The 21239-nt window shown below is 71.8% G+C and carries 18 protein-coding genes; 7 read left to right on the top strand and 11 right to left on the bottom strand.

Annotation, left to right across the window (positions count from 1 at the left end):
* Nucleotides 1-56 precede the first annotated feature (56 nt).
* On the bottom strand, nucleotides 57-1298 hold the full coding sequence (locus ACZ3X1_RS14320; protein ID WP_467279854.1) for an MFS transporter: 1242 nt from the start codon (nucleotides 1296-1298) through the stop codon (nucleotides 57-59).
* 169 nt (nucleotides 1299-1467) lie between these two features.
* Between ACZ3X1_RS14320 and ACZ3X1_RS14325 the strand changes: the two genes are divergently transcribed.
* Nucleotides 1468-2736: a helix-turn-helix domain-containing protein gene (locus ACZ3X1_RS14325; protein ID WP_390075652.1), complete on the top strand. Its 1269-nt coding sequence runs from the start codon at nucleotides 1468-1470 to the stop codon at nucleotides 2734-2736.
* Here ACZ3X1_RS14325 and ACZ3X1_RS14330 read toward each other — a convergent pair.
* Entirely contained in the window at nucleotides 2726-3370 is a 645-nt protein-coding gene (locus ACZ3X1_RS14330) for a 4'-phosphopantetheinyl transferase family protein (RefSeq protein ID WP_467279857.1), read from the bottom strand. The two genes, ACZ3X1_RS14325 and ACZ3X1_RS14330, sit on opposite strands and share 11 nt — an antisense overlap.
* Before the next feature lie 1144 nt (nucleotides 3371-4514).
* On the opposite strand from ACZ3X1_RS14330, the gene ACZ3X1_RS14335 reads away from it, so the two are divergent.
* Nucleotides 4515-6278, top strand: a complete 1764-nt coding sequence (locus tag ACZ3X1_RS14335; RefSeq protein WP_467279859.1) for an acetyl/propionyl/methylcrotonyl-CoA carboxylase subunit alpha — start codon at nucleotides 4515-4517, stop codon at nucleotides 6276-6278.
* Between the two features lie 130 nt (nucleotides 6279-6408).
* Here ACZ3X1_RS14335 and ACZ3X1_RS14340 read toward each other — a convergent pair whose 3' ends face one another.
* Together ACZ3X1_RS14340 and ACZ3X1_RS14345 are read right to left on the bottom strand one after the other, a co-directional pair.
* The gene (locus tag ACZ3X1_RS14340) at nucleotides 6409-7359 is read right to left on the bottom strand and encodes a DeoR/GlpR family DNA-binding transcription regulator (protein ID WP_356812444.1); all 951 of its coding nucleotides are present in this window, start codon (nucleotides 7357-7359) and stop codon (nucleotides 6409-6411) included.
* Nucleotides 7360-7534: 175 nt separating this feature from the next.
* Nucleotides 7535-8974: an NAD(P)H-quinone dehydrogenase gene (locus ACZ3X1_RS14345; protein ID WP_467279862.1), complete on the bottom strand. Its 1440-nt coding sequence runs from the start codon at nucleotides 8972-8974 to the stop codon at nucleotides 7535-7537.
* A 198-nt stretch (nucleotides 8975-9172) separates the two neighbouring features.
* Between ACZ3X1_RS14345 and ACZ3X1_RS14350 the strand changes: the two genes are divergently transcribed.
* From ACZ3X1_RS14350 to ACZ3X1_RS14360, 3 genes are all read left to right on the top strand, one after another.
* Nucleotides 9173-9610: a gamma-glutamylcyclotransferase family protein gene (locus tag ACZ3X1_RS14350; RefSeq protein WP_356812442.1), complete on the top strand. Its 438-nt coding sequence runs from the start codon at nucleotides 9173-9175 to the stop codon at nucleotides 9608-9610.
* A gap of 155 nt (nucleotides 9611-9765) precedes the next feature.
* Nucleotides 9766-10572: a purine-nucleoside phosphorylase gene (locus ACZ3X1_RS14355; protein ID WP_356812441.1), complete on the top strand. Its 807-nt coding sequence runs from the start codon at nucleotides 9766-9768 to the stop codon at nucleotides 10570-10572.
* A 35-nt stretch (nucleotides 10573-10607) separates the two neighbouring features.
* Nucleotides 10608-12254 carry a phospho-sugar mutase gene (locus ACZ3X1_RS14360; RefSeq protein WP_467279866.1) on the top strand — a complete coding sequence of 549 codons (1647 nt, stop codon included), beginning with the start codon at nucleotides 10608-10610 and terminating at the stop codon, nucleotides 12252-12254.
* 294 nt (nucleotides 12255-12548) lie between these two features.
* Here ACZ3X1_RS14360 and ACZ3X1_RS14365 read toward each other — a convergent pair whose 3' ends face one another.
* The 3 genes from ACZ3X1_RS14365 to afsQ1 are packed head-to-tail and all read right to left on the bottom strand — an operon-like array spanning nucleotide 12549 to nucleotide 15350.
* Nucleotides 12549-13196 carry a hypothetical protein gene (locus tag ACZ3X1_RS14365; RefSeq protein WP_356812489.1) on the bottom strand — a complete coding sequence of 216 codons (648 nt, stop codon included), beginning with the start codon at nucleotides 13194-13196 and terminating at the stop codon, nucleotides 12549-12551.
* The gene (locus tag ACZ3X1_RS14370; RefSeq protein ID WP_356812439.1) at nucleotides 13189-14676 is read right to left on the bottom strand and encodes a sensor histidine kinase; all 1488 of its coding nucleotides are present in this window, start codon (nucleotides 14674-14676) and stop codon (nucleotides 13189-13191) included. The genes ACZ3X1_RS14365 and ACZ3X1_RS14370 overlap by 8 nt, the downstream gene beginning before the upstream one ends.
* Nucleotides 14673-15350, bottom strand: coding sequence for a two-component system response regulator AfsQ1 (gene afsQ1, locus ACZ3X1_RS14375; RefSeq protein WP_063754818.1), 678 nt, complete (start codon nucleotides 15348-15350; stop codon nucleotides 14673-14675). The genes ACZ3X1_RS14370 and afsQ1 overlap by 4 nt, the downstream gene beginning before the upstream one ends.
* Nucleotides 15351-15550: 200 nt before the next feature.
* On the opposite strand from afsQ1, the gene ACZ3X1_RS14380 reads away from it, so the two are divergent.
* Entirely contained in the window at nucleotides 15551-16246 is a 696-nt protein-coding gene (locus tag ACZ3X1_RS14380; RefSeq protein ID WP_356812438.1) for a SigE family RNA polymerase sigma factor, read from the top strand.
* A gap of 152 nt (nucleotides 16247-16398) precedes the next feature.
* On the opposite strand, the gene ACZ3X1_RS14385 is transcribed toward ACZ3X1_RS14380, so the two are convergent.
* A complete protein-coding gene (locus tag ACZ3X1_RS14385; protein ID WP_467279874.1) occupies nucleotides 16399-17100 on the bottom strand; it encodes a uridine kinase family protein in 702 nt (233 codons plus the stop codon).
* A 50-nt stretch (nucleotides 17101-17150) separates the two neighbouring features.
* Between ACZ3X1_RS14385 and ACZ3X1_RS14390 the strand changes: the two genes are divergently transcribed.
* Nucleotides 17151-17510 carry a hypothetical protein gene (locus tag ACZ3X1_RS14390; protein ID WP_356812437.1) on the top strand — a complete coding sequence of 120 codons (360 nt, stop codon included), beginning with the start codon at nucleotides 17151-17153 and terminating at the stop codon, nucleotides 17508-17510.
* Between the two features lie 161 nt (nucleotides 17511-17671).
* Here the strand turns inward: ACZ3X1_RS14390 and ACZ3X1_RS14395 are convergent, their stop codons facing one another.
* From ACZ3X1_RS14395 to deoC, 3 genes are read right to left on the bottom strand one after another with little or no spacing between them, the layout of a single operon-like run.
* On the bottom strand, nucleotides 17672-18568 hold the full coding sequence (locus ACZ3X1_RS14395; protein WP_356812436.1) for an aldehyde dehydrogenase family protein: 897 nt from the start codon (nucleotides 18566-18568) through the stop codon (nucleotides 17672-17674).
* Nucleotides 18561-19997 (bottom strand): aldehyde dehydrogenase family protein, encoded by a 1437-nt coding sequence (locus ACZ3X1_RS14400; RefSeq protein WP_362625233.1) that lies wholly within the window; start codon nucleotides 19995-19997, stop codon nucleotides 18561-18563. The genes ACZ3X1_RS14395 and ACZ3X1_RS14400 overlap by 8 nt, the downstream gene beginning before the upstream one ends.
* A gap of 5 nt (nucleotides 19998-20002) precedes the next feature.
* A complete protein-coding gene (gene deoC, locus ACZ3X1_RS14405; RefSeq protein WP_030964387.1) occupies nucleotides 20003-20965 on the bottom strand; it encodes a deoxyribose-phosphate aldolase in 963 nt (320 codons plus the stop codon).
* Nucleotides 20966-21239 lie beyond the last annotated feature (274 nt).

Raw genomic sequence — 21239 nt, forward strand, 5'->3', positions numbered from 1 at the left:
CCATGGAGAGTCAGCGTCAACCCCTTGTCATTGATTGTCAAGTTCAGTCATGGTTGTCATGGCTGCTGGTCGGCCCGCATGCCCCGCAGCGCGGGCGCCGCCCAGCAGCAGCAGACCACCAGCAGGTAGGCGCAGGCGAGCGTGACGATCGTCGGGCGCAGGCCGGCGGCGCCCACGAGCACCACCGTCAGGGAGGCCCCGAGCGGAACGGCCACCAGCCCGGCCGTGTCGACCGCGGCCGTCACCCGCCCGTACTGCTCACGCGGAACGCTGCGCTGGAGCACACCGGTGCGAACCGGGCCCACCGGGGCGGCGAAGGCGCCGAGCAGCGCGAGCACCACGGCACCGACGGCGAGGGAGGGCAGGGCGGCGAGCGCGCCGATCGACAGGGCCACCGCGAAGCCCGAGCCGAGGTACACCCGGCGGGCTCCGAGCCGGTGCCCGGCGACGGCGTAGCCCACCGTGCCGGCCACCGCCCCCAGCCCGAAGGCGGTGAGCAGGACGCCCAGGCCCGCGGCGCTCCCCAGGTGCTGGTAGGCGTACGTCACCAGGACCACGCCGGCCAGTCCGCTGTCCAGGCCGTTGAAGGCGGTCCCGGACACGGCCATGGCCCGCAGCAGCCGGTGCTCGCGCAGTGTGCGCAGCCCCGAGCGCAACTCGGCCAGGTAGGTATCCGCAGCCCGTACGCCCCGGCTCCCGGCCCGGCCGGCCGCGATGCAGCCGAGGATCAGGGCCGCCGCCAGGAGGCAGGCCGCCGCGTCGATGAGCAGGACGTCGGCGACCCCGAGGAGGGCGACGGCGGCTCCCCCCAGGGGAGGCCCGCACAACTGGGCGACCTGGTGGACTCCGCTGAGCAGCGCGTTGCCCCGCTCCAGCGGCATGTCCGCATCCGCGGACAGCTCGGGCACCAGACCGGTGACGGCCGCGGAGGCGGGGATGTCCAGCACATTGGCGGCCACGACGAGTGCCGCGAGGACGGGGAAGTTCAGCATCTCCAGCGCGTGCACGACCGGAATGCACGCCGCTCCGATACCGCCGACCGCATAGGAGAGCACCGCCGTCGTCCGGAATCCCCAACGGTCCACCAGGGGGCCGGAAACGAATCCGACGGTTCCCGAGGCGACGGCACCCAGGGCGACGAGGATTCCGGTCTGCGCCACGCTGCCGGTCGTCTGCAGCACGAACCACGGGACGGCGACGACCATCATCGCCTCGCCGACCGAACTGACCGCCACGGCCCCCAGCAGGACATAGATGCCCCACCGGCGGCGGCGGCCTGGCCGTCCATCGATTGTCATGGGTATTGACTTTAACATGACTCGAATGTGACTACGTGAATACCCCAACAATGCGCAAAAATCGGCACGGGGGCATCACTCGTCCTTACGGAACGCGCCATGTCGGGTAGAATCTTTGTCACACTCCGTAAATATCCATCCGTCCTTCAACCACACAGCGAGCCGAACCTTGACGATCGAGCAGCCAGCATTCGGGAAACGCGTCCGGGAAAGCCGTCGCCTCCAGGGCCTGTCCCAGGGGGACCTCGCCGGCGAGGGCGTCTCGTCCAGCTACGTGTCGCTGGTGGAGAGCGGTCACCGGATCCCCAGCCTCAAGGCCGCCAAGGTCATTGCCGGGCGGCTCGGCGTGACGCTGGAGGAGCTGTGCGAGCCCGAGGCGCAGGACCGGCAGCGCACCCACCGGCTCCAGCTGGTCGGCCTGCTGGTGGCGGCCCGCTCCAGCCAGCTGGCCGGGGACTGGGCCGCGGCGCGGAGCCAGTTGGACGCCGTCGTCCGGCAGGCCGGCGACGGCGGGTTCGACGAGGTGCGCTGGGAGGCCCGCTGGGAACTGGCCACGGTGCTCGACCGCCTGGGCGCCGATGCGGAACGCGAGGCGACCCTGCTGGAGCTGCTGAACGACCCGATCACGACGGCCGCGCAGCTCATGCGCACCCGGGCGGCGATCGAACTCGCCGACCTCTACCGGCGTACGGGACGCCTGTCCGACGCCGTCACCTTCGCGGAGGAGGCCTCGGGCGCCGCGGCCGGCCTCGACGCGGGCCGGCCCGAACGCGTCCAGGCCCAGGTCGTGCTGCTGACGGCGTACGTGGAGAGCGGGGAGTGGCACCGCGCGAAGAGCCTCGGCGACGCCCTGCTCGACGAGGTGCCCGCGGTGGCGGCCCAGCCGTTGCGCGCGTGTGCGCTCTGGGCGGCGGCCGGCGCCCGCCACCTCGGCGGTGGCGGCGAGGCCCTCGGCCTGCTGGCCCGGGCGGACGAGCTGCTCGGCGGGGCGGAGGACGTCCGGCTGCGCCTCCGCCTGGACCGGGCCCGCGCCCTGCTGGCACTCGCCACCGGCGACGTGAGCGCCGAAGCCCTGCTGGAGCGGGTCCGGCGCGCGCAGGCGCTCGGCTCCGCGTCCACGGCCGCCACCTGGCTCGCGGCCCTGGAGGCACTGGCCGTCGTACGGTCCGCGGAGGCCTCCGCGGACGACGCTGCCGCGGCCGCCGAAGCGCTGGACCCCTCCGCGCTGGACCCGCTCGACCGGGCCCGGTGCACGGTGATCCGGGCCCGCGTCCGGCGCTCGGCGGATCAGGAGGAAGCAGCGGCCGCGGACCTCAGGGCGGCGGCCGCGGAGTACGAGAAGGCCGGCGCCGTCCGGCTCGCGATGGAGACGTGGCGGGAGCTGAGCGCCCCCGGCCACGTCACCGGCGTCGACCCGCACGCCGTGCTCATGCCGTAGCGGGCTCCGGACATCGCAGTCTCCGCAACACCGCCCGGCGGACGGGAGCGGAGGCCGCCACGGCCGCCACCGTTCCCGCTGCGGCGGGCAGATCCCGTACGTACGCGACGCCGCTCGTCCCCCACGGCCCCGAGGCGGGCAGCTCCACCCTGCCGTCCGGCCCGGCGGCCGACACGTCCACCTCGGCGGCGAGCGCGAAGGCTCCGCGTCCTGACAGGCGCAGCGCCGCCTCCTTGCGGGCCCACATCCGGGCCAGGACCAAGGGCCGCCGTCCGGCCGCCGCCTCCCCCGCGAAGGCGCGCTCCGTTCGGCTGAAGGGCAGCAGGGCCTCCGCCTCGACCGAGCCCCGGACGGTGACCGCGCTGAGCGCCACCGACAGCCCCCGGGCGAGAGCGACGAGCAGTCCTCCCTCGTCCCGGCACACCGCGAGCCCCCACGGTCCCGCGTCCCATCTCTGCCGCCCCAGGTCGTCCCGCGTGAGCCGGATGTCGTCCGGCGGCCGCATCAGCAGACGGGCGAGCAGGGCCCGGACGGTCCGGTCGTCCCCCGCGGAACCGTGGTGCGGCATGTCTTCCGCGGGAGGGAATTCGCTCCCGTTCAGCACCGAGAACACGTGGACCTCGCCCTCACCCACGTCGTACGGGCGGTCCGGCCACTGCCATTCCTCTGGTAAATCCGATCCCCGTGCAACCTTTTCAGGTTGATGTATGTCATAGAGAAGATCATCCCCCGGCAATTTTCCCTCACATCTTCATTTGCAGTCACCCGAGACCGGTGCGCACCGGCATCGGGGAATGAAATGGCTATTCATAGAAGCGCTCGGTCAAAGCGCTCTTTTATCAACCGCTCGGCACCGGAGCTCGAAGCACCGAGACGGGAGACGGCCTGCGGGACGCTCGGTCGGCTCGGCGCTGCGACCCCGCAGCCACTTGCCTCAGCACGTCGGACAGGGCACACGGAACAGCAAACCTAACCTGGCGCGTTCACTTCAGTCAACATCCACAAGGCCGATCTGACTCCGGCTGACCAGGGGTCATATTTCCTTGAAGGATTAACCGCTGACGGTCCGTCGACAGCTCCCGCTCCGGAAGGCCGGGGACCACCCAAAAGCCTGCTCCCGGCGCGCCGAATGACCGCCGAATCCCTCCATCGAACCTTCACATCCGCCCGCCCCTCGGGCGCGCGGGGCGCCGAGTGGCCTAAAACGCTCGCTCGCTTAGCGCGCGTCCGCACTTTCTGCCGATCAGGCCTCCGCCTTTGCGGCCGTGACGGGCCGCGACCGCGCGGTGACCGCGCCGCCCCGCAAGAAGAGGACTCACTCATTCCGCGATCGTGCGAGCGACCCCGTACTCGACTTCGCCCCGCGTCCCGGCGTCGACCGTCTGGAGTACACGCCCGGCGCGCTGCGCCCCGCCCGGTACCCGCGTGGGCCACATCGCTGTGGGTACGGTGTTGTCCCGGTAGGGCCGGGACGACTGGGCTGCTACCAATCAGTAAACAAGGGGACAACTCCGCTCACGACCGCAAAGAAAATGTGGGCCGTTCGTAGGGACTCGACAAAGAATCACCCGGGGCCGCTGACCGGGGAGACAGAGACCTTGGATACATGACGGGGTTACTGTGCAGTCGGGGATCCCCCTGACCTGGGGCGCCACAAGGGTTCTCCGGCGGAGCGGGCCTCGCATCACACTCTGTGTGGGCAAGGTCACCACCGGGGAAGGGTCGAAAGGCCGTGTGGGCTGTCCCTAAACTCAGCTTGTTTCAAGGAGGGAGCCATCGTGCGCAAGGTGCTCATCGCCAACCGTGGCGAAATCGCTGTCCGCGTTGCTCGGGCCTGCCGGGACGCCGGGATCGCGAGCGTAGCCGTCTACGCCGATCCGGACCGGGACGCTCTGCACGTCCGCGCGGCAGACGAAGCTTTCGCGTTGGGCGGTGACACCCCGGCCGCGAGCTACCTGGACATCTCCAAGGTCCTCCAGGCCGCCGCCGACTCGGGTGCGGACGCCATCCACCCCGGATACGGCTTCCTGTCCGAGAACGCCGACTTCGCCCAGGCCGTGCTCGACGCCGGTCTGACCTGGATCGGCCCGCCGCCGCAGGCCATCCGTGACCTCGGCGACAAGGTGGCCGCCCGTCACATCGCCCAGCGCGCCGGCGCGCCGCTGGTCGCCGGTACGCCGGACCCGGTCTCCGGGGCCGACGAGGTCGTCGCCTTCGCCAAGGAGCACGGCCTGCCGATCGCCATCAAGGCCGCCTTCGGCGGCGGCGGCCGCGGTCTGAAGGTCGCCCGCACCCTCGAAGAGGTGCCGGAGCTCTACGACTCCGCCGTCCGCGAGGCCGTCGCCGCCTTCGGCCGCGGCGAGTGCTTCGTCGAGCGCTACCTGGACAAGCCGCGCCACGTCGAGACCCAGTGCCTGGCCGACTCGCACGGCAACGTCGTCGTCGTCTCGACCCGTGACTGCTCCCTCCAGCGCCGCCACCAGAAGCTGGTGGAGGAGGCCCCGGCGCCGTTCCTGACCGAGGCTCAGAACGCGGAGCTGTACGCCGCTTCCAAGGCCATCCTGAAGGAGGCCGGCTACGTCGGCGCCGGCACGGTGGAGTTCCTCGTCTCCGCCGACGGCCTGATCTCCTTCCTGGAGGTCAACACCCGCCTGCAGGTCGAGCACCCGGTCACCGAAGAGGTCGCCGGCATCGACCTGGTCCGCGAGATGTTCCGCATCGCCGACGGCGAGGAGCTCGGCTACGGGGACCCGGTCCTGCGCGGCCACTCCATCGAGTTCCGCATCAACGGCGAGGACCCGGGCCGCGGCTTCCTCCCGGCGCCCGGCACGGTGACGAAGTTCGTCGCGCCGACCGGCCCGGGCGTCCGCCTCGACACGGGTGTCGAGTCCGGCTCCGTCATCGGCCCGGCCTGGGACTCTCTTCTGGCCAAGCTGATCGTCACCGGCGCCACCCGCGAGCAGGCGCTGCAGCGCGCTGCCCGCGCGCTCGCCGAGTTCGAGGTCGAGGGCATGGCCACGGCCATCCCGTTCCACCGTGCGGTCGTCACCGACCCCGCCTTCGCCCCCACCGACGGCAGCCCGTTCACCGTCTACACCCGCTGGATCGAGACGGAGTTCGTCAACGAGATCCCGGCGTTCACGGCTCCGGCCGCGGAGGACACCGAGGACGAGCCGGGCCGCGAGACGGTCGTCGTCGAGGTCGGCGGCAAGCGCCTGGAGGTCTCCCTCCCCTCGTCCCTGGGCATGACCCTGGCCCGTACGGCCGCCGCGGGCGGCGCGAAGCCGAAGCGCCGCGCGGCCAAGAAGTCCGGTCCGGCCGCATCCGGAGACACGCTCACCTCCCCCATGCAGGGCACGATCGTCAAGGTCGCCGTCGAGGAGGGCCAGCAGGTCACCGAGGGCGAACTGATCGTCGTACTGGAAGCGATGAAGATGGAGCAGCCGCTCAACGCGCACCGCTCCGGCACCATCGTGGGCCTCACCGCCGAGGTCGGGGCCTCGGTCACCTCCGGCGCCACGATCTGCGAGATCAAGGACTGACGTCCCGGACCGTGTCCGCGCACACGCGAAGGCCCCGCCCGGTCGAACCGGGCGGGGCCTTCGCGATTCGGGGCTCCAGGGAGCGTGCGTGCCAGGCTCCGCCGGCCAGGCGGGACTTCGACGACACGACCTAGCGGCGCCGCATGTCCGCGACCCGCGCCCGCTCCGCCTGCTGCTCCAGCATCCCGCCGGGCGCGCTGCGCAGCTGGGCCGTGGGGCCGCCGCGCCGCTGCACCGGGAGCGGCGAGTCCCGGCGCGGTCGGCGTCCCTGCATGCCGTCCACGCCGCCGGAGGCCGCGGGGCCGCCGGCCACGGTGATCTGGACGCCCTGGTCCGCCAGGGCCTGGAGCTCCGTCGCCGCCCGGTCGTCGTGCGGCGGGGGCTCGTCCGTGACCAGGCGGGTCATCACGTCCGTCGGCACCGTCTGGAACATGGTGTCGGTGCCGAGCTTCGTGTGGTCCGCCAGCACCACCACCTCCGCGGCCGCCTGTACCAGCGCCCGGTCCACGCTGGCGGACAGCATGTTGGACGTGGACAGCCCGCGCTCGGCGGTCAGGCCGCTCCCGGACAGGAAGGCCCGGGACACCCGCAGCCCCTGGAGGGACTGCTCGGCCCCGCTGCCCACGAGGGCGTAGTTGGACCCGCGCAGGGTGCCGCCCGTCATGACGACTTCGACCCGGTTGGCGTGGGCCAGCGCCTGGGCGACCAGGAGCGAGTTGGTCACGACGGTCAGGCCGGGCACCCGGGCGAGCCGGCGGGCCAGCTCCTGCGTCGTGGTGCCGGCGCCGACGACGACGGCCTCGCCCTCTTCCACGAGGCCGGCCGCGACATCGGCAATGGCGGTCTTCTCCGCCGTCGCGAGATGGGACTTTTGCGGAAAGCCGGACTCCCGCGTGAAACCGCCCGGCAAGACCGCACCGCCGTGTCGGCGGTCGAGGAGTCCTTCGGCCTCCAGTGCCCGCACGTCCCGCCGTACGGTCACTTCGGAGGTCTGGACGACGCGGGCGAGCTCCCGGAGCGACACCGCTCCGTTGGCCCGCACCATTTCGAGGATCAATTGGCGACGTTCTGCAGCGAACACGAAACTGACAGTAACCCCAACGACCGTCTGCTTTCAGCTCTTTGCGCCGGATTACCGAAGTTGTCCATAGAGCGGGGCGGCTGGTGGTATACGCAGCCCGAGACGTGGGTGAACGCCTCGCCGTGCGACCGCGCCCCGCCCCAAAGCCCTTGTGGCGTGCGGCGGTTGGCGGAGCCTACGCCTCCCCGCCGGTCTTCCGGGTGTGCAGCTGGCGGGCCACCTCGGCGATCGACCCCGACAGAGAGGGGTACACGGTGAACGCGTTTGCGATCTGCTCGACCGTCAGATTGTTGTCGACGGCGATCGAGATCGGGTGGATGAGCTCGCTCGCACGCGGGGAGACGACCACGCCGCCCACCACGATGCCGGTGCCCGGGCGGCAGAACATCTTCACGAAGCCGTCCCTGATGCCCTGCATCTTGGCGCGCGGGTTGCGCAGCAGGGGAAGCTTCACGACGCGGGCGTCGATCTTGCCGGCGTCGACGTCCGCCTGGGTGTAGCCGACGGTGGCGATCTCGGGGTCGGTGAAGACGTTCGAGGACACCGTCTTCAGGTTCAGCGGGGCCACCGCGTCGCCGAGGAAGTGGTACATCGCGATGCGCCCCTGCATGGCCGCGACGGACGCGAGCGCGAAGACGCCCGTGACGTCACCGGCGGCGTACACGCCCGGCGCGGAGGTGCGCGAGACCTTGTCGGTCCAGATGTGCCCGGAGTCCTTGAGCCGGACGCCGGACTCCTCCAGGTTCATGTTCTGCGTGTTCGGGACAGCGCCGACCGCCATCAGGCAGTGGCTGCCGGTCAGGACCCGGCCGTCGGAGAGGGTGACCTCGACCCGGTCGCCGACCCGCTTGGCGGACTCGGCGCGCGAGCGCCCGACGACGTTCATGCCGCGGCGCCGGAAGACGTCCTCCAGGACGGCGGCCGCGTCGGGGTCCTCGCCCGGCAGCACGCGGTCGCGGGAGGACACCAGGGTCACCCGGGAGCCGAGTGCCTGGTACGCGCCGGCGAACTCGGCGCCGGTCACACCGGAGCCGACCACGATGAGCTCCTCGGGGAGCTCCTCCAGGTCGTAGACCTGGGTCCAGTTCAGGATGCGCTCGCCGTCGGGCTGGGCGTCGGGGATCTCGCGGGGGGTGCCGCCGGTGGCGATGAGGACGGCGTCGGCCGTCAGGATCGTCTCGGTGCCGTCGGCGGCGGTGACGATGACGTCACGCGTGCCGTCGATGCCCTGCGGGCCGCCCAGCTTGCCGCGGCCGCGCATGACCTTGGCCCCGGCCCGGGTCACCGAGGCGGTGATGTCGTGCGACTGGGCGAGCGCGAGCCGCTTGACACGCCGGTTCACCTTGCCGAGATCCACGCCGACCACGCGCGCCGCCTGCTCGATGTGCGGGGTGTCGTCGGCGACGATGATCCCCAGCTCCTCGTAGGAGGAGTCGAAGGTGGTCATCACCTCGGCGGTTGCGATCAGGGTCTTGGAAGGTACGCAGTCGGTGAGGACCGAGGCCCCGCCCAGGCCGTCGCAGTCCACGACGGTCACCTCCGCGCCGAGCTGGGCACCGACCAGCGCTGCCTCATACCCGCCGGGTCCGCCGCCGATGATCACGATCCGGGTCACGAAAAGTCCGCCTCACGTCTACCCGGCCGGCTGCCGCCCCGGCCGGCGATCCGGGGGGTCTCCCCGGGGGATGCATTCCGTGCTCCATTGTCCCGCACGCTTCAAGGTGCTTCGCGCCCGGTCCCCGCCCGGGACTCCGTCCGGGTGTACCCCCGCCTGGCACACGTCCACGGCCGCCCCTCCCGTACCCTCGACCTCATGTCGCTCTACGCCGCGTACGCCGGCAACCTCGACCCGCGGCTGATGACGCGCCGCGCTCCCCATTCGCCGCTGCGCGGCACGGGCTGGATCAACGACTGGCGGCTGACCTTCGGCGGCGAGCAGATGGGCTGGGAGGGTTCCCTCGCCACGCTCGTCGAGGCGCCGCGCCACCAGGTCTTCGTCGCCCTCTACGACATCGCCCCGCTGGACGAGGACTCGATGGACCGCTGGGAGGGCGTCGGGCTCGACATCTACCGGCGCATGCGGATCCGGGTGCACACCCTGGAAGGCGACGAGGCCGCCTGGTGCTACGTGCTCAACGGCTACGAGGGCGGCCTGCCCTCGGCGCGCTACCTGGGCGAGATCGCCGACGCGGCCGAGTCCGCGGGCGCCCCGCACGACTACGTGATGGAGCTGCGCAAGCGCCCCTGCTGACCCCGGCAGGGGGCTCCCGCGACTGACGCCCGCCGGTCACCGCAGGTCACGGTGGGTCACCGCGGACATTTGGTCGGAAACGACAAGACAACGATCCGAGCATCGTGAGCTGTGCCATCTACGCGCGTAGGCAATGAGCGGCTACGCTCGTCTGCGTGAACGCATCTGTTACCGATCCCACCGCCGCCGCCGACGCCGCAGCCGCCCGCCTGCGGGAGCTCACCGGCGCCGAGACCCACGATGTCGCCCTCGTCATGGGCTCCGGCTGGGCCCCGGCCGCCGAGGCCCTGGGCGCCCCCGAGGCCGAGTTCCTCGTCACCGAGCTGCCCGGGTTCCCGCCGGCCGCCGTCGAAGGACACGGCGGCAAGATCCGCTCGTACAAGATCGGCGACAAGCGCGCGCTGGTCTTCCTCGGCCGCACCCACTACTACGAGGGCCGCGGCGTCGCCGCCGTCGCCCACGGTGTCCGCACCGCCGTCGCCGCGGGCTGCAAGACCGTCGTGCTGACCAACGGCTGCGGCGGTCTGCGTGAGGGCATGCAGCCCGGCCAGCCGGTCCTGATCAGCGACCACATCAACATGACGGCCACCTCGCCGATCATCGGCGCGAACTTCGTGGACCTGACGAACCTGTACTCGCCCGCGCTGCGCGCGCTGTGCAAGGAGATCGACCCCTCCCTGGAGGAGGGCGTCTACGTGCAGTTCCCCGGCCCGCACTACGAGACCCCGGCCGAGATCAACATGATCCGCGTGATGGGCGCCGACCTCGTCGGCATGTCCACCGTGCTGGAGGCCATCGCCGCCCGTGAGGCCGGCGCCGAGGTGCTCGGCATCTCCCTGGTCACGAACCTGGCGGCGGGCATCTCCGGCGAGCCGCTGAACCACGAAGAGGTCCTGCAGGCCGGCCGTGACTCGGCCGCGCGCATGGGCAAGCTGCTGACCCAGGTCCTCGCCCGCATCTGAGGCCCCGGGACCGTACGAGAGGTAAGGCGGAAGTAGTGCAGGAACAGGACGACCTGATCACCCGGGCGCAGGCCTGGCTGGCGGAGGACCCCGACCCGGAGACGGCGGCCGAGCTCGCCGCGCTCATCGGGGCGGGCGACACGGCGGAGCTGACCGACCGTTTCTCCGGCACCCTCCAGTTCGGCACCGCCGGACTGCGCGGTGAGATCGGCGCGGGCCCGATGCGGATGAACCGCAGCGTGGTCATCCGGGCCGCGGCGGGCCTCGCGGCCTACCTGAAGGCCCGGGGCCACGCCGGCGGCCTGGTCGTGGTCGGCTACGACGCCCGCTACAAGTCGGCCGACTTCGCCCGCGACACCGCGGCCGTCATGACCGGCGCAGGCCTGCGCGCGGCCGTCCTGCCCCGCCCGCTGCCCACGCCCGTCCTCGCGTACGCCATACGGCACCTGGGCGCCGTCGCCGGCGTCGAGGTGACCGCGAGCCACAACCCGCCCCGGGACAACGGCTACAAGGTCTACCTCGGCGACGGCTCGCAGATCGTCTCCCCGGCGGACGCGGAGATCGCGGCGGAGATCGCCCGCGTCGACACGCTCGCCTCGGTCCCCCGCCCGGAGTCCGGCTGGGAGGACCTCGGCGACGAGGTCCTGGAGGCCTACCTGGCCCGTACGGACGCCGTCCTGACCCCCGGCTCCCCCCGGGGCGTGCGGACCGTCTACACGGCCATGCACGGTGTCGGCAAGGACGTCGTCATGGCGGCCTTCGCCCGGCACGGCTTCCCGGAGCCGGTCCTGGTCGCCGAGCAGGCCGAACCGGACCCGGCCTTCCCGACGGTGGCGTTCCCCAACCCGGAGGAGCCGGGCGCGATGGACCTGGCCTTCGCCAGGGCCGCCGAGGTCCAGCCGGACATCGTGATCGCGAACGACCCCGACGCGGACCGTTGCGCGGTGGCCGTCCCCACCGCGGACGGCTGGCGGATGCTGCGCGGGGACGAGGTCGGCGCGCTGCTCGCGGCGCACCTGGTCCACAAGGGCGCGACCGGCGTCTTCGCGCAGTCCATCGTCTCCTCCAGCCTCCTGGGCCGGATCGCGGAGGCGGCGGGCGTCGGCCACGAGGAGACCCTGACGGGCTTCAAGTGGATCGCCCGCGTCGAGGGCCTGCGCTACGGCTACGAGGAGGCGCTCGGCTACTGCGTGGACCCCGAGGGCGTCCGCGACAAGGACGGCGTGACCGCCGCCCTGCTGGTCGCCGAACTGGCCTCCGAGCTCAAGGAGCAGGGCCGCACGCTGAGCGACCTGCTGGACGACCTGGCGATGGCCCACGGCCTGCACGCCACCGACCAGCTGTCGGTCCGCGTCTCGGACCTGTCGGTGATCGCCTCGGCCATGGCCGCGCTGCGGGCGGAGCCGCCGGTCTCGCTGGCGGGCCTGCGGGTGGTCTCGGCGGAGGACCTGGCGAAGGGCACGGAGTCGCTGCCGCCGACGGACGGCCTGCGCTACTACCTGGACGGCGCGTACAAGGCCCGCGTCATCTGCCGCCCGTCGGGCACGGAGCCCAAGCTGAAGTGCTACCTGGAGGTCGTCGTCCCGGTGGCCGAGGCCTCCGACCTCGCGGCCGCCCGCGTGACCGGCCAGGAAGTGCTGGACACGATCAAGAAGGACCTCGCGGCGGCGATGGGCCTCTGATTTTTTCGGCGCGCCGGACTCCGTCCGGCGGGACCTGTCCACCCGCTTTCCCCCGGCCCCCTGAGCCCCGGCTCAGGGGGCCGTCGGCGTACCGTGCCGCTGCGCGGAGCCCGCCCGCCGTTCCCCGGGCTCCGCCCGGCCCCGGTCCCCAACCGCCGGATGGGCTGAACTCCAGCCCCACCGGCGCTTGAGGCGCGGGGGCGGAGCCCCCGAAACCAGCCCGGCCGGCCTCTGAGGCGCGGGGCTCGGGGCGGAGCCCCCGCAACGGCGGCGCGCCCGGCAACAGGCGCAGCCTCAGCGTCCCGCGGAAGGTGACGGCGTCGGCCGGACGATCTCGCCCAGCGTCGGGACCGACTCCGGACGGGAGCGGACCGCCTCCGTGCACTCCCACGCCCGCGGCGGATCGGCGTCCGGTCCGCCCAGGACCACCGGACCCGGCCCCGCCGACACCGTCTCGCTGCCCGCCAGCGTGCACACGATCTGCGACAGCGCCACCGGCGGCAGGTCCTCCGGCTTGCGGCTGAGCCGCACCGTGCCCGCCGGGTCGCCCGCCTTCGGCGCGCCCGCCGTCAGCCCGGCCGGGACCCCGGTCGTGAAGCCGGCGTCCCGCTCCTCCGTGCTCGGCGTCCGCTCCAGCGCCTCCAGCAGCGCCTGCGCGGCCTGCACGGCGGGGTCCCGTACGGCGCTCTTCTCGGGCATCGGGACCAGTCGCTCCACGCCCACCAGCTGCGACCCGCAGACCAGCTCCACCGTGGCCGGGAAGCCCGGCGCGCCGCTCTGTCCGCCCGGCTGCGCGGGGGTGTCGCACGAGACGCGCGACGGCGCCGCGCCCACGTCCACGGGCACGGTCGTCGCCCGGATCCCGCAGCCCGACGTCGCGAGCAGCGCGATCCCGACGAGCGGGACCAGTACGGCCGGCACCGCCGGCAGGGCCCTACGCATCCAGGTCACCACTGATCGCCTTTCCCACGTCCACCGGCAGCCGGAGCGTGAACAGCGCCCCGCCGCCCGGCACGTTGGCCGCGGTGATGTCGCCGCCGTGGATGTGCGCGTTCTCCACGGCGATCGACAGACCGAGCCCGCTCCCGTCCGACTTCGGCCGCGACGCGCTCGCCTTGTAGAAGCGGTCGAAGACGTGCGGCAGGACCTCCTCGGGGATGCCCGGCCCGTTGTCCTGGACCGCGATCACCAGCCAGTCCCCCTCCACGGTCACCGACACCCGCACCGGCGAGCCGCCGTGCTTGAGCGCGTTGCCGATCAGGTTGGCGAGGATGACGTCGAGGCGGCGCGGGTCGAGCCGCACCGTGATGTCCCGTTCGGCGTCGAGTTCGACCGCGTCGAGCCAGGCCCGGGCGTCGATGCAGGCCGTGACCTGGTCGGCGACGTTGACGTCGTCCAGGACCAGCTTGGCCGTGCCCGCGTCGAAGCGGGTGACCTCCATCAGGTTCTCGACCAGGATGTTCAGGCGGCGGGTCTCGCTGACCACCAGGCCCACCGCCGGTGCGATCATCGGATCGAGGTCCTCGACCTCTTCCTCCAGCACCTCGGCGACCGCCGTCAGCGCCGTCAGCGGGGTGCGCAGCTCGTGCGACATGTCCGCGACGAAGCGCCGGCTGGCCTCCTCCCGCGCGCTCATGTCGGCGACCTTCTTCTCCAGCGCCTCGGCCGTCTTGTTGAAGGTGTGCGACAGGTCGGCGAGTTCGTCCGTGCCCGACACGTCGAGCCGGTGGTCCAGTTCGCCCTCGCCGAGCCGCCGTGCCGCGTCCCCGAGCCGCTGTACGGGCTTGAGCACGGTGCGGGCCGCGGCCTGCGCGAGCAGCGCGGATCCGAGCAGCGCGAGGCCGGTGGCGATGGTCAACGACCAGGCGAGCGCGTTCAGGTCGTCCCGCTCCTGGGCGAGGGACTTGTACATGTAGCCGGTCGGCCCGCCGCCCACGATCCGCGTGCCGCCGACCAGGTACGGGTTGCCGCGCGGCTTCGTCCGCTGCCAGTACACGTGGTATTCGGCGTCGTTGGCCGCGGTCGTCTTCTGCCGGTCGTTCACCGCGTTCTGCAGGGACTTCGGCACGTCCGCGAGGCGGAAGTTGTCGGGGCCGGCCGCGCCGTACATCTGGCGGCTGTCCTTGCCCTCCTGCACGAGCAGCACGCTGTAGCCGGGGCTGCTGCCCGCCATCAGCTCGGCGGTGCGCTGCAGCTCCTCGGGCGTGGGGTCGGCGGGCAGCGCGGCGGCACGGTTCTGCATCTCCTGCCGGAAGTCGCCCAGGGCGGCCTCCTGGACACGGGTGAGCACGGCCTCGCGGTTGAGCCAGTAGGCGATCCCGGACGCGGACACGGCGGCCGTCAGGGCGACCAGCGCGAAGACCACGAGGAGCCGCAGCCGCAGGCTGGTCCAGCGCCGGCCCGCGAGCAACGACCGGATCACTGCGGGGAGTCCAGGCGGTATCCGACGCCCCGGACCGTACGGATCAGGGTGGGCGAGGAGGGTACGTCCTCGACCTTGGCGCGCAGCCGCTGGACGCAGGCGTCCACGAGCCGCGAGTCGCCGAGGTAGTCGTGCTCCCAGACCAGGCGCAGCAGCTGCTGGCGGGACAGGGCCTGTCCGGGCCGGCGGCTCAGTTCGAGGAGCAGCCGCAGTTCGGTCGGCGTGAGCTGGAGGTCCTCGCCGTTCTTGGTCACCGTCATGGCGGCCCGGTCGATGACGAGGGAGCCGAAGCTCGCCGAGTCGCTCGACTCGCGTTCGCCGCGGCGCAGTACGGCCCGGATCCGGGCGTCGAGGACCCGCCCCTGGACGGGCTTGACCACGTAGTCGTCGGCTCCGGACTCCAGGCCGACGACCACGTCGATGTCGTCGCTGCGCGCGGTGAGCAGGATGATCGGCAGTTGGTCGGTGCGGCGGATCCGCCGGCACACCTCGAAACCGTCGATCCCGGGCAGCATCACGTCCAGCACGATCAGATCCGGCCGCTGCTCGCGGAGCAGTTTGAGGCCGTCCTCGCCCGTCGCCGCGGTGGCCACACGGTGGCCCTGGCGAGACAGGGAGAGTTCGAGGGCCGTGCGGATGGCGTCGTCGTCCTCGATCAGCAACAGGAAGGGCACGGGCTCATTCTGTCCCATAGCCCGTCGGGAGTTCGACCGTCAGGTGAACGAGATCCTGCGGGAGTCCGCCGAGGTCCTCCCGATGGTCGCTGTGACAGTGCTGTGACAGTCGACGGACACCCCGGTTAAGTCGGCCGGGCAGTCTTCTTGTCAACGCACAGCGATCCGAAGCAGAGACACTCCACGACGGGGGGCGCGAGATGAACACGCTGCACAGCACCAGCACCGGCGCGGTCGTCACGCGGCTGCACGATGTGAACCGCCGGGCGGGTGTCCGTACGGTGGCGGTCGCCCGGCCCCGGCCGGCCCACGTCGTAGCCATTGACGCAAACCAGTACCAGGCGGTTCCCGCCCAGCAGACCCCGTCCTCCACGTCGGAGGCGGAGTTCACCGCGTACGTCCAGGAGCGGCGGGCCGCCCTGTACGCGACGGCCTTCCACCTGACCGGTGACCGTTACGAGGCCGAGGACCTGCTGCAGAGCGCGCTGTTCTCCACGTACCGCGCCTGGGACCGGATCAGCGACAAGGCGGCGGTCGGCGGGTACCTGCGCCGCACCATGACGAACCTGCACATCAGCGCGTGGCGTCGGCGGAAGCTGAACGAGTACCCGACGGAGGAGCTGCCGGAGACGGCATCGGACACGGACGCGATGCGCGGTACGGAGCTGCGCGCGGTGCTGTGGCAGGCGCTGACCCGGATCCCGGAGCCGCAGCGCACGATGCTGGTGCTGCGCTACTACGAGGGCCGTACGGACCCGGAGATCGCGGAGATCCTCGGGATCAGCGTCGGCACGGTGAAGTCGAGCATCTGGCGCTCGCTGCGGCGCCTGCGGGAGGACGAGTCGCTGAGCTTCGGCCGCGACGAGGCGGAGTCCTTCGGGGAGCTGGTCGCGTAGCGCGACCCACACGGACCATCGGGCCGGGGGGCCCGTCCTGCGGGGGTGGGACGGGGGCCGTCGGGGGGAGAAGAGGCGGGATCGAGCGGCCGGGGGTCCGCCTGATCCCGCCTTTTCACGTCCGCGGTCAGTAGTTGACGGGGGCGTGTCGATCAGGCCGGGGTGGTCGTGCGGTGGCGGCCCGCGGCGGCCGCTGCCAGGCGGCCCAGGGCCTCGTCGCGGCCGCAGGCGTGTGCGCCCAGAGCGACGTGGCGGGCCACGATGCCGCGTTCGGCGCGCATCAGCCTCAGGCCCCTGCGCAGCAGGAACGGCACGGACTTGCGGCCCTCGCGCAGATCGCGGGCGAGCCGGCGGCGGAAGGTCGTCGAGGGGCGGCCGCGCAGGCAGATGGCGTCCGCGAGGAGACCGAGTTCCTGGCAGCGGGCGGCGACGTCCGCGGCGAAGATGCCCTCCGCGATGAACAGCGGGGTGCGGGCGATGTCGAGGGTGTCCCAGCCGGTGCGGGAGCTGGTGGCGATGTCGTACACCGGTACGTTCGTCCGGCCCGACGCGCACAGTTCGGCGATCGCGGCGACGGCCGTGTCGGCGTCCCACGACAGCGGGGAGTCCCAGTCGATGTCGGAGCTGCCCTCCACCAGCGGGAGGGTGGGGTCCTCGCCCTCCTTGTAGAAGTCGTCGAGGCGCAGCACGGGGAGCCCGGAGCGGGCGGCCAGGGAGGATTTGCCGGAGCCCGACGGACCGGTCAGCAGGACGACCCGGGTCGGAGAAGGAGAGGAAGAGCTCACGGGACACCAGTCTGAACCATTCCCCCGGGTAGGGGATCCTCCCGGTGACCGGTTGGTGTCCAGGAACACACCTCCACTACGCTGCGTGCGCACGCGACCACGACCACAGGCGGGATCCCATGGCACGTCACGCAGGCCGTCACGCAGGCCCTTCGGTACCGAACCGGCTCCGCGGCGCGGGGCTGACCCTCTCGATGGCCGGCGCCGCGCTGGCGATGGCCGCGGGCGGCGCCCAGGCCGGTGAGCTCGACGTCCCGGCCGCCGTGGCCGGCGTCACGGATCCGATCGCGAACCTCAAGGTGAACCCACTGGCCCACACCGGTGTGGACCCGCTGGACAACGGGGTCGCCACGAAGGTCGCGGACTTCCCGTCGGTGGGTACGACGGCGGTCACGGGGATCCTCACCCAGGGCCCGTCGGTGGGTGAACTGCCCACGGCTGCGGTCTCGTCCCTCCTGGGCCCCCTCGGCGCCCGCTGAGCCGTGCCCGGCCGTCGAACCGAGCCGTACACGGACGAAGGCCCCGGCAGCGCGGGGGACGCTGCCGGGGCCGGTCTCGCAGGGAGTGCGCCCAGGGTCGAATCCGCGAAGTCCCACCGCGCCCGCCCTGCGGGCGGCCAGCGCTGCTTCGCGGACGCTCCCTAGTAGGACGAGCCGCCCGCGCCCAGCGACCCGGTGGGGTGCCAGACGGTCTTGGTCTCCAGGAACGCCGTCATGCGCGACGTGCCCGGGTCGGCGCTCCAGTCGTCCACAGGCTGTGGACGCAGGACGCGCTTGAGGTTGTCGGCCGCCGCGATCTCCAGCTCCTTGGCCAGGGCCGGGCCGGCGCCGGCCAGGTCGATCGCGTTGACGTCCTGGTGGGACGCCAGGTGCGGGCCCATCTCGTCGGCCTTGCCGGACAGGATGTTGACCACGCCGCCCGGCAGGTCGGAGGTGGCGAGCACCTCGCCCAGGGAGAGGGCGGGCAGCGGGGACTTCTCGCTGGCGATGACCACGGCGGTGTTGCCCGTCGCGATCACCGGGGCGATCACGCAGACCAGGCCCAGGAACGAGGAGTCCTGCGGGGCCACGACCGTGACGACACCGGTCGGCTCCGGGGTGGAAAGGTTGAAGAACGGGCCCGCGACGGGGTTGGCCCCGCCCACGAGCTGGCCGATCTTGTCGGTCCAGCCCGCGTACCAGACCCAGCGGTCGACGGCCGCGTCGACGACGGCGGCCGCCTTCGACTTGGACAGGCCCTCGGCCTCGCCGACCTCGCGGACGAACTGCTCGCGGCGGCCTTCCAGCATCTCGGCGATGCGGTAGAGGATCTGGCCGCGGTTGTAGGCGGTCGCGCCGGACCAGCCGCCGAACGCCTTGCGGGCGGCGACGACCGCGTCACGGGCGTCCTTGCGGGAGGACAGCGGGGCGTTGGCCAGCCAGTTGCCCTTGGAGTCGCTCACCTCGTACACCCGGCCGCTCTCGGAGCGGGGGAACTTGCCCCCGACGTACAGCTTGTAGGTCTTGAAGACGCTCAGACGCGTCGACGACTCAGACATCGAGGTAGCCCTCCAGGCCGTGACGGCCGCCTTCGCGCCCGAAGCCCGACTCCTTGTAGCCGCCGAAGGGCGAGGTCGGGTCGAACTTGTTGAACGTGTTGGCCCAGACGACGCCGGCGCGGAGCTGGTTCGCGACCGCGAGGATGCGCGAGCCCTTCTCCGTCCAGATGCCGGCGGACAGGCCGTACTGGCTGTTGTTGGCCTTGGCGACGGCCTCGTCGGGCGTACGGAAGGTCAGCACGGACAGCACCGGGCCGAAGATCTCGTCGCGGGCGACGGTGTGCGCCTGGGTGACGTTCGTGAAGAGCGTCGGGGCGAACCAGTAGCCGGAGGACGGCAGCTCGCACGCCGGGGACCAGCGCTCGGCGCCCTCGGCCTCGCCGGTCTCCGCGAGCGCGGTGATCCGGGCGAGCTGTTCGGCGGAGTTGATCGCGCCGATGTCGGTGTTCTTGTCGAGCGGGTCGCCCAGGCGCAGGGTGGAGAGGCGGCGCTTGAGGGAGTCCAGCAGCTCGTCGTGGATCGACTCCTGGACCAGGAGGCGGGAGCCCGCGCAGCAGACCTGGCCCTGGTTGAAGAAGATGCCGTTGACGATGCCCTCGACGGCCTGGTCGACGGGGGCGTCGTCGAAGACGATGTTGGCGCCCTTGCCGCCCAGCTCCAGGGTGACCTTCTTGTCGGTGCCGGCGATCGAGCGGGCGATGGCCTTGCCGACCGCGGTCGAGCCGGTGAAGGCGACCTTGTTGACGTCCGGGTGCTCGACGAGGGCCGCGCCCGCGTCGCCGTATCCGGTGAGGATGTTGACGACGCCCTTGGGCAGGCCCGCCTGGCGGCAGATGTCCGCGAAGAAGAGTGCGGAGAGCGGGGTGGTCTCGGCGGGCTTCAGGACGACCGTGTTGCCGGTGGCGAGCGCCGGGGCGATCTTCCAGGCGAGCATCAGCAGCGGGAAGTTCCACGGGATGACCTGGCCGGCGACGCCGAGCGGGCGCGGGTTCGCGCCGTAGCCCGCGTGGTCGAGCTTGTCGGCCCAGCCCGCGTAGTAGAAGAAGTGCGCGGCGACCAGCGGGAGGTCCGCGTCGCGGGTCTCCTTGATCGGCTTGCCGTTGTCCAGGGTCTCCAGGACGGCGAGCTCGCGGCTGCGCTCCTGGATGATCCGGGCGATGCGGAAGAGGTACTTGGCACGCTCGGAGCCCGGCAGCGCGGACCACTTCTCGAAGGCCTTGCGGGCCGCCTTGACGGCGCGGTCCACGTCGGCGGCGCCGGCCTGGGCGACCTCCGACAGGACCTCCTCGCTGCTGGGCGAGACGGTCTTGAAGACCTTGCCGTCGGCGGCGTCGGTGAACTCGCCGTCGATGAAGAGCCCGTAGGAGGGGGCGATGTCGACGACCGAGCGGGACTCGGGAGCCGGTGCGTACTCGAAGAGGGATGCCATGGTGATCAGTCCACCGTCACGTAGTCGGGACCGGAGTAACGGCCGGTGCTCAGCTTCTGGCGCTGCATCAGCAGGTCGTTGAGCAGGCTGGAGGCGCCGAAACGGAACCAGGTGTTGCTCAGCCAGTCCTCGCCCACGGTCTCGTTGACCAGGACCAGGAACTTGATCGCGTCCTTGGTGGTGCGGATGCCGCCGGCCGGCTTCACGCCGATCTGGATTCCAGTCTGCGCCTTGAAGTCGCGGACGGCTTCGAGCATGAGCAGGGTGTTGGCGGGGGTGGCGTTGACGCCCACCTTGCCGGTCGACGTCTTGATGAAGTCGGCGCCCGCGAGCATGCCGATCCAGGAGGCGCGGCGGATGTTGTCGTAGGTCGACAGTTCGCCGGTCTCGAAGATGACCTTCAGGCGGGCGGCGCTGCCGTCGGGGCGGGCACAGGCCTCCTTGACGGCCTTGATCAGCTCGTACGTCTCCAGGTAGCGGCCGGCGAGGAAGGCGCCACGGTCGATGACCATGTCGATCTCGTCGGCGCCGGCGGCGACGGCGTCACGGGTGTCCGCGAGCTTGACGGGCAGCGCGGCGCGGCCGGCCGGGAAGGCGGTGGCGACGGAGGCGACCTTGACGTCGGCTCCGTTCAGCGCGGCCTTGGCGGTGGCCACCATGTCGGGGTAGACGCAGACGGCGGCCGTCATCGGGGTCGTGCGGTCGGTCGGGTCGGGATGGACGGCCTTGGCGGAGAGCGCCCGGACCTTGCCCGGGGTGTCCGCGCCTTCCAGCGTCGTAAGGTCGATCATCGAGATGGCCAGGTCGATGGCGTACGCCTTGGCCGTCGTCTTGATCGAACGGGTGCCGAGGGAGGCCGCGCGGGCCTCCAGGCCGACAGCGTCGACGCCGGGCAGCCCGTGCAGGAAGCGGCGCAGCGCACTGTCGGACGTCGTCACGTCAGCGAATGCGGTGAGGGTGGTGGGCATGGTCACCAGATGAGCATATCTACGCGCGTAGCGACCTGTCACCCCCCTCGCCCGGTTCTGGCCGGTCCGCTATGGAATCGACACCTGCGGCCCGGTGCCTCCGGGCATCGTGGCGCAGGGCGCTCCCCGACCCGCTCGCGGACCGCTGACCTCCACTTTTCCCTGTTGCACGGTGGTGACAGGAACCCCATCCTCCGGTCGAACAAGATCCATAGATTTCTCTTCAGCAGCCCGCCAGACCTCACCGGATGAAAGCCCGACAGAGAAAACGCGG

This window comes from Streptomyces sp. NPDC023541, from assembly GCF_055559995.1.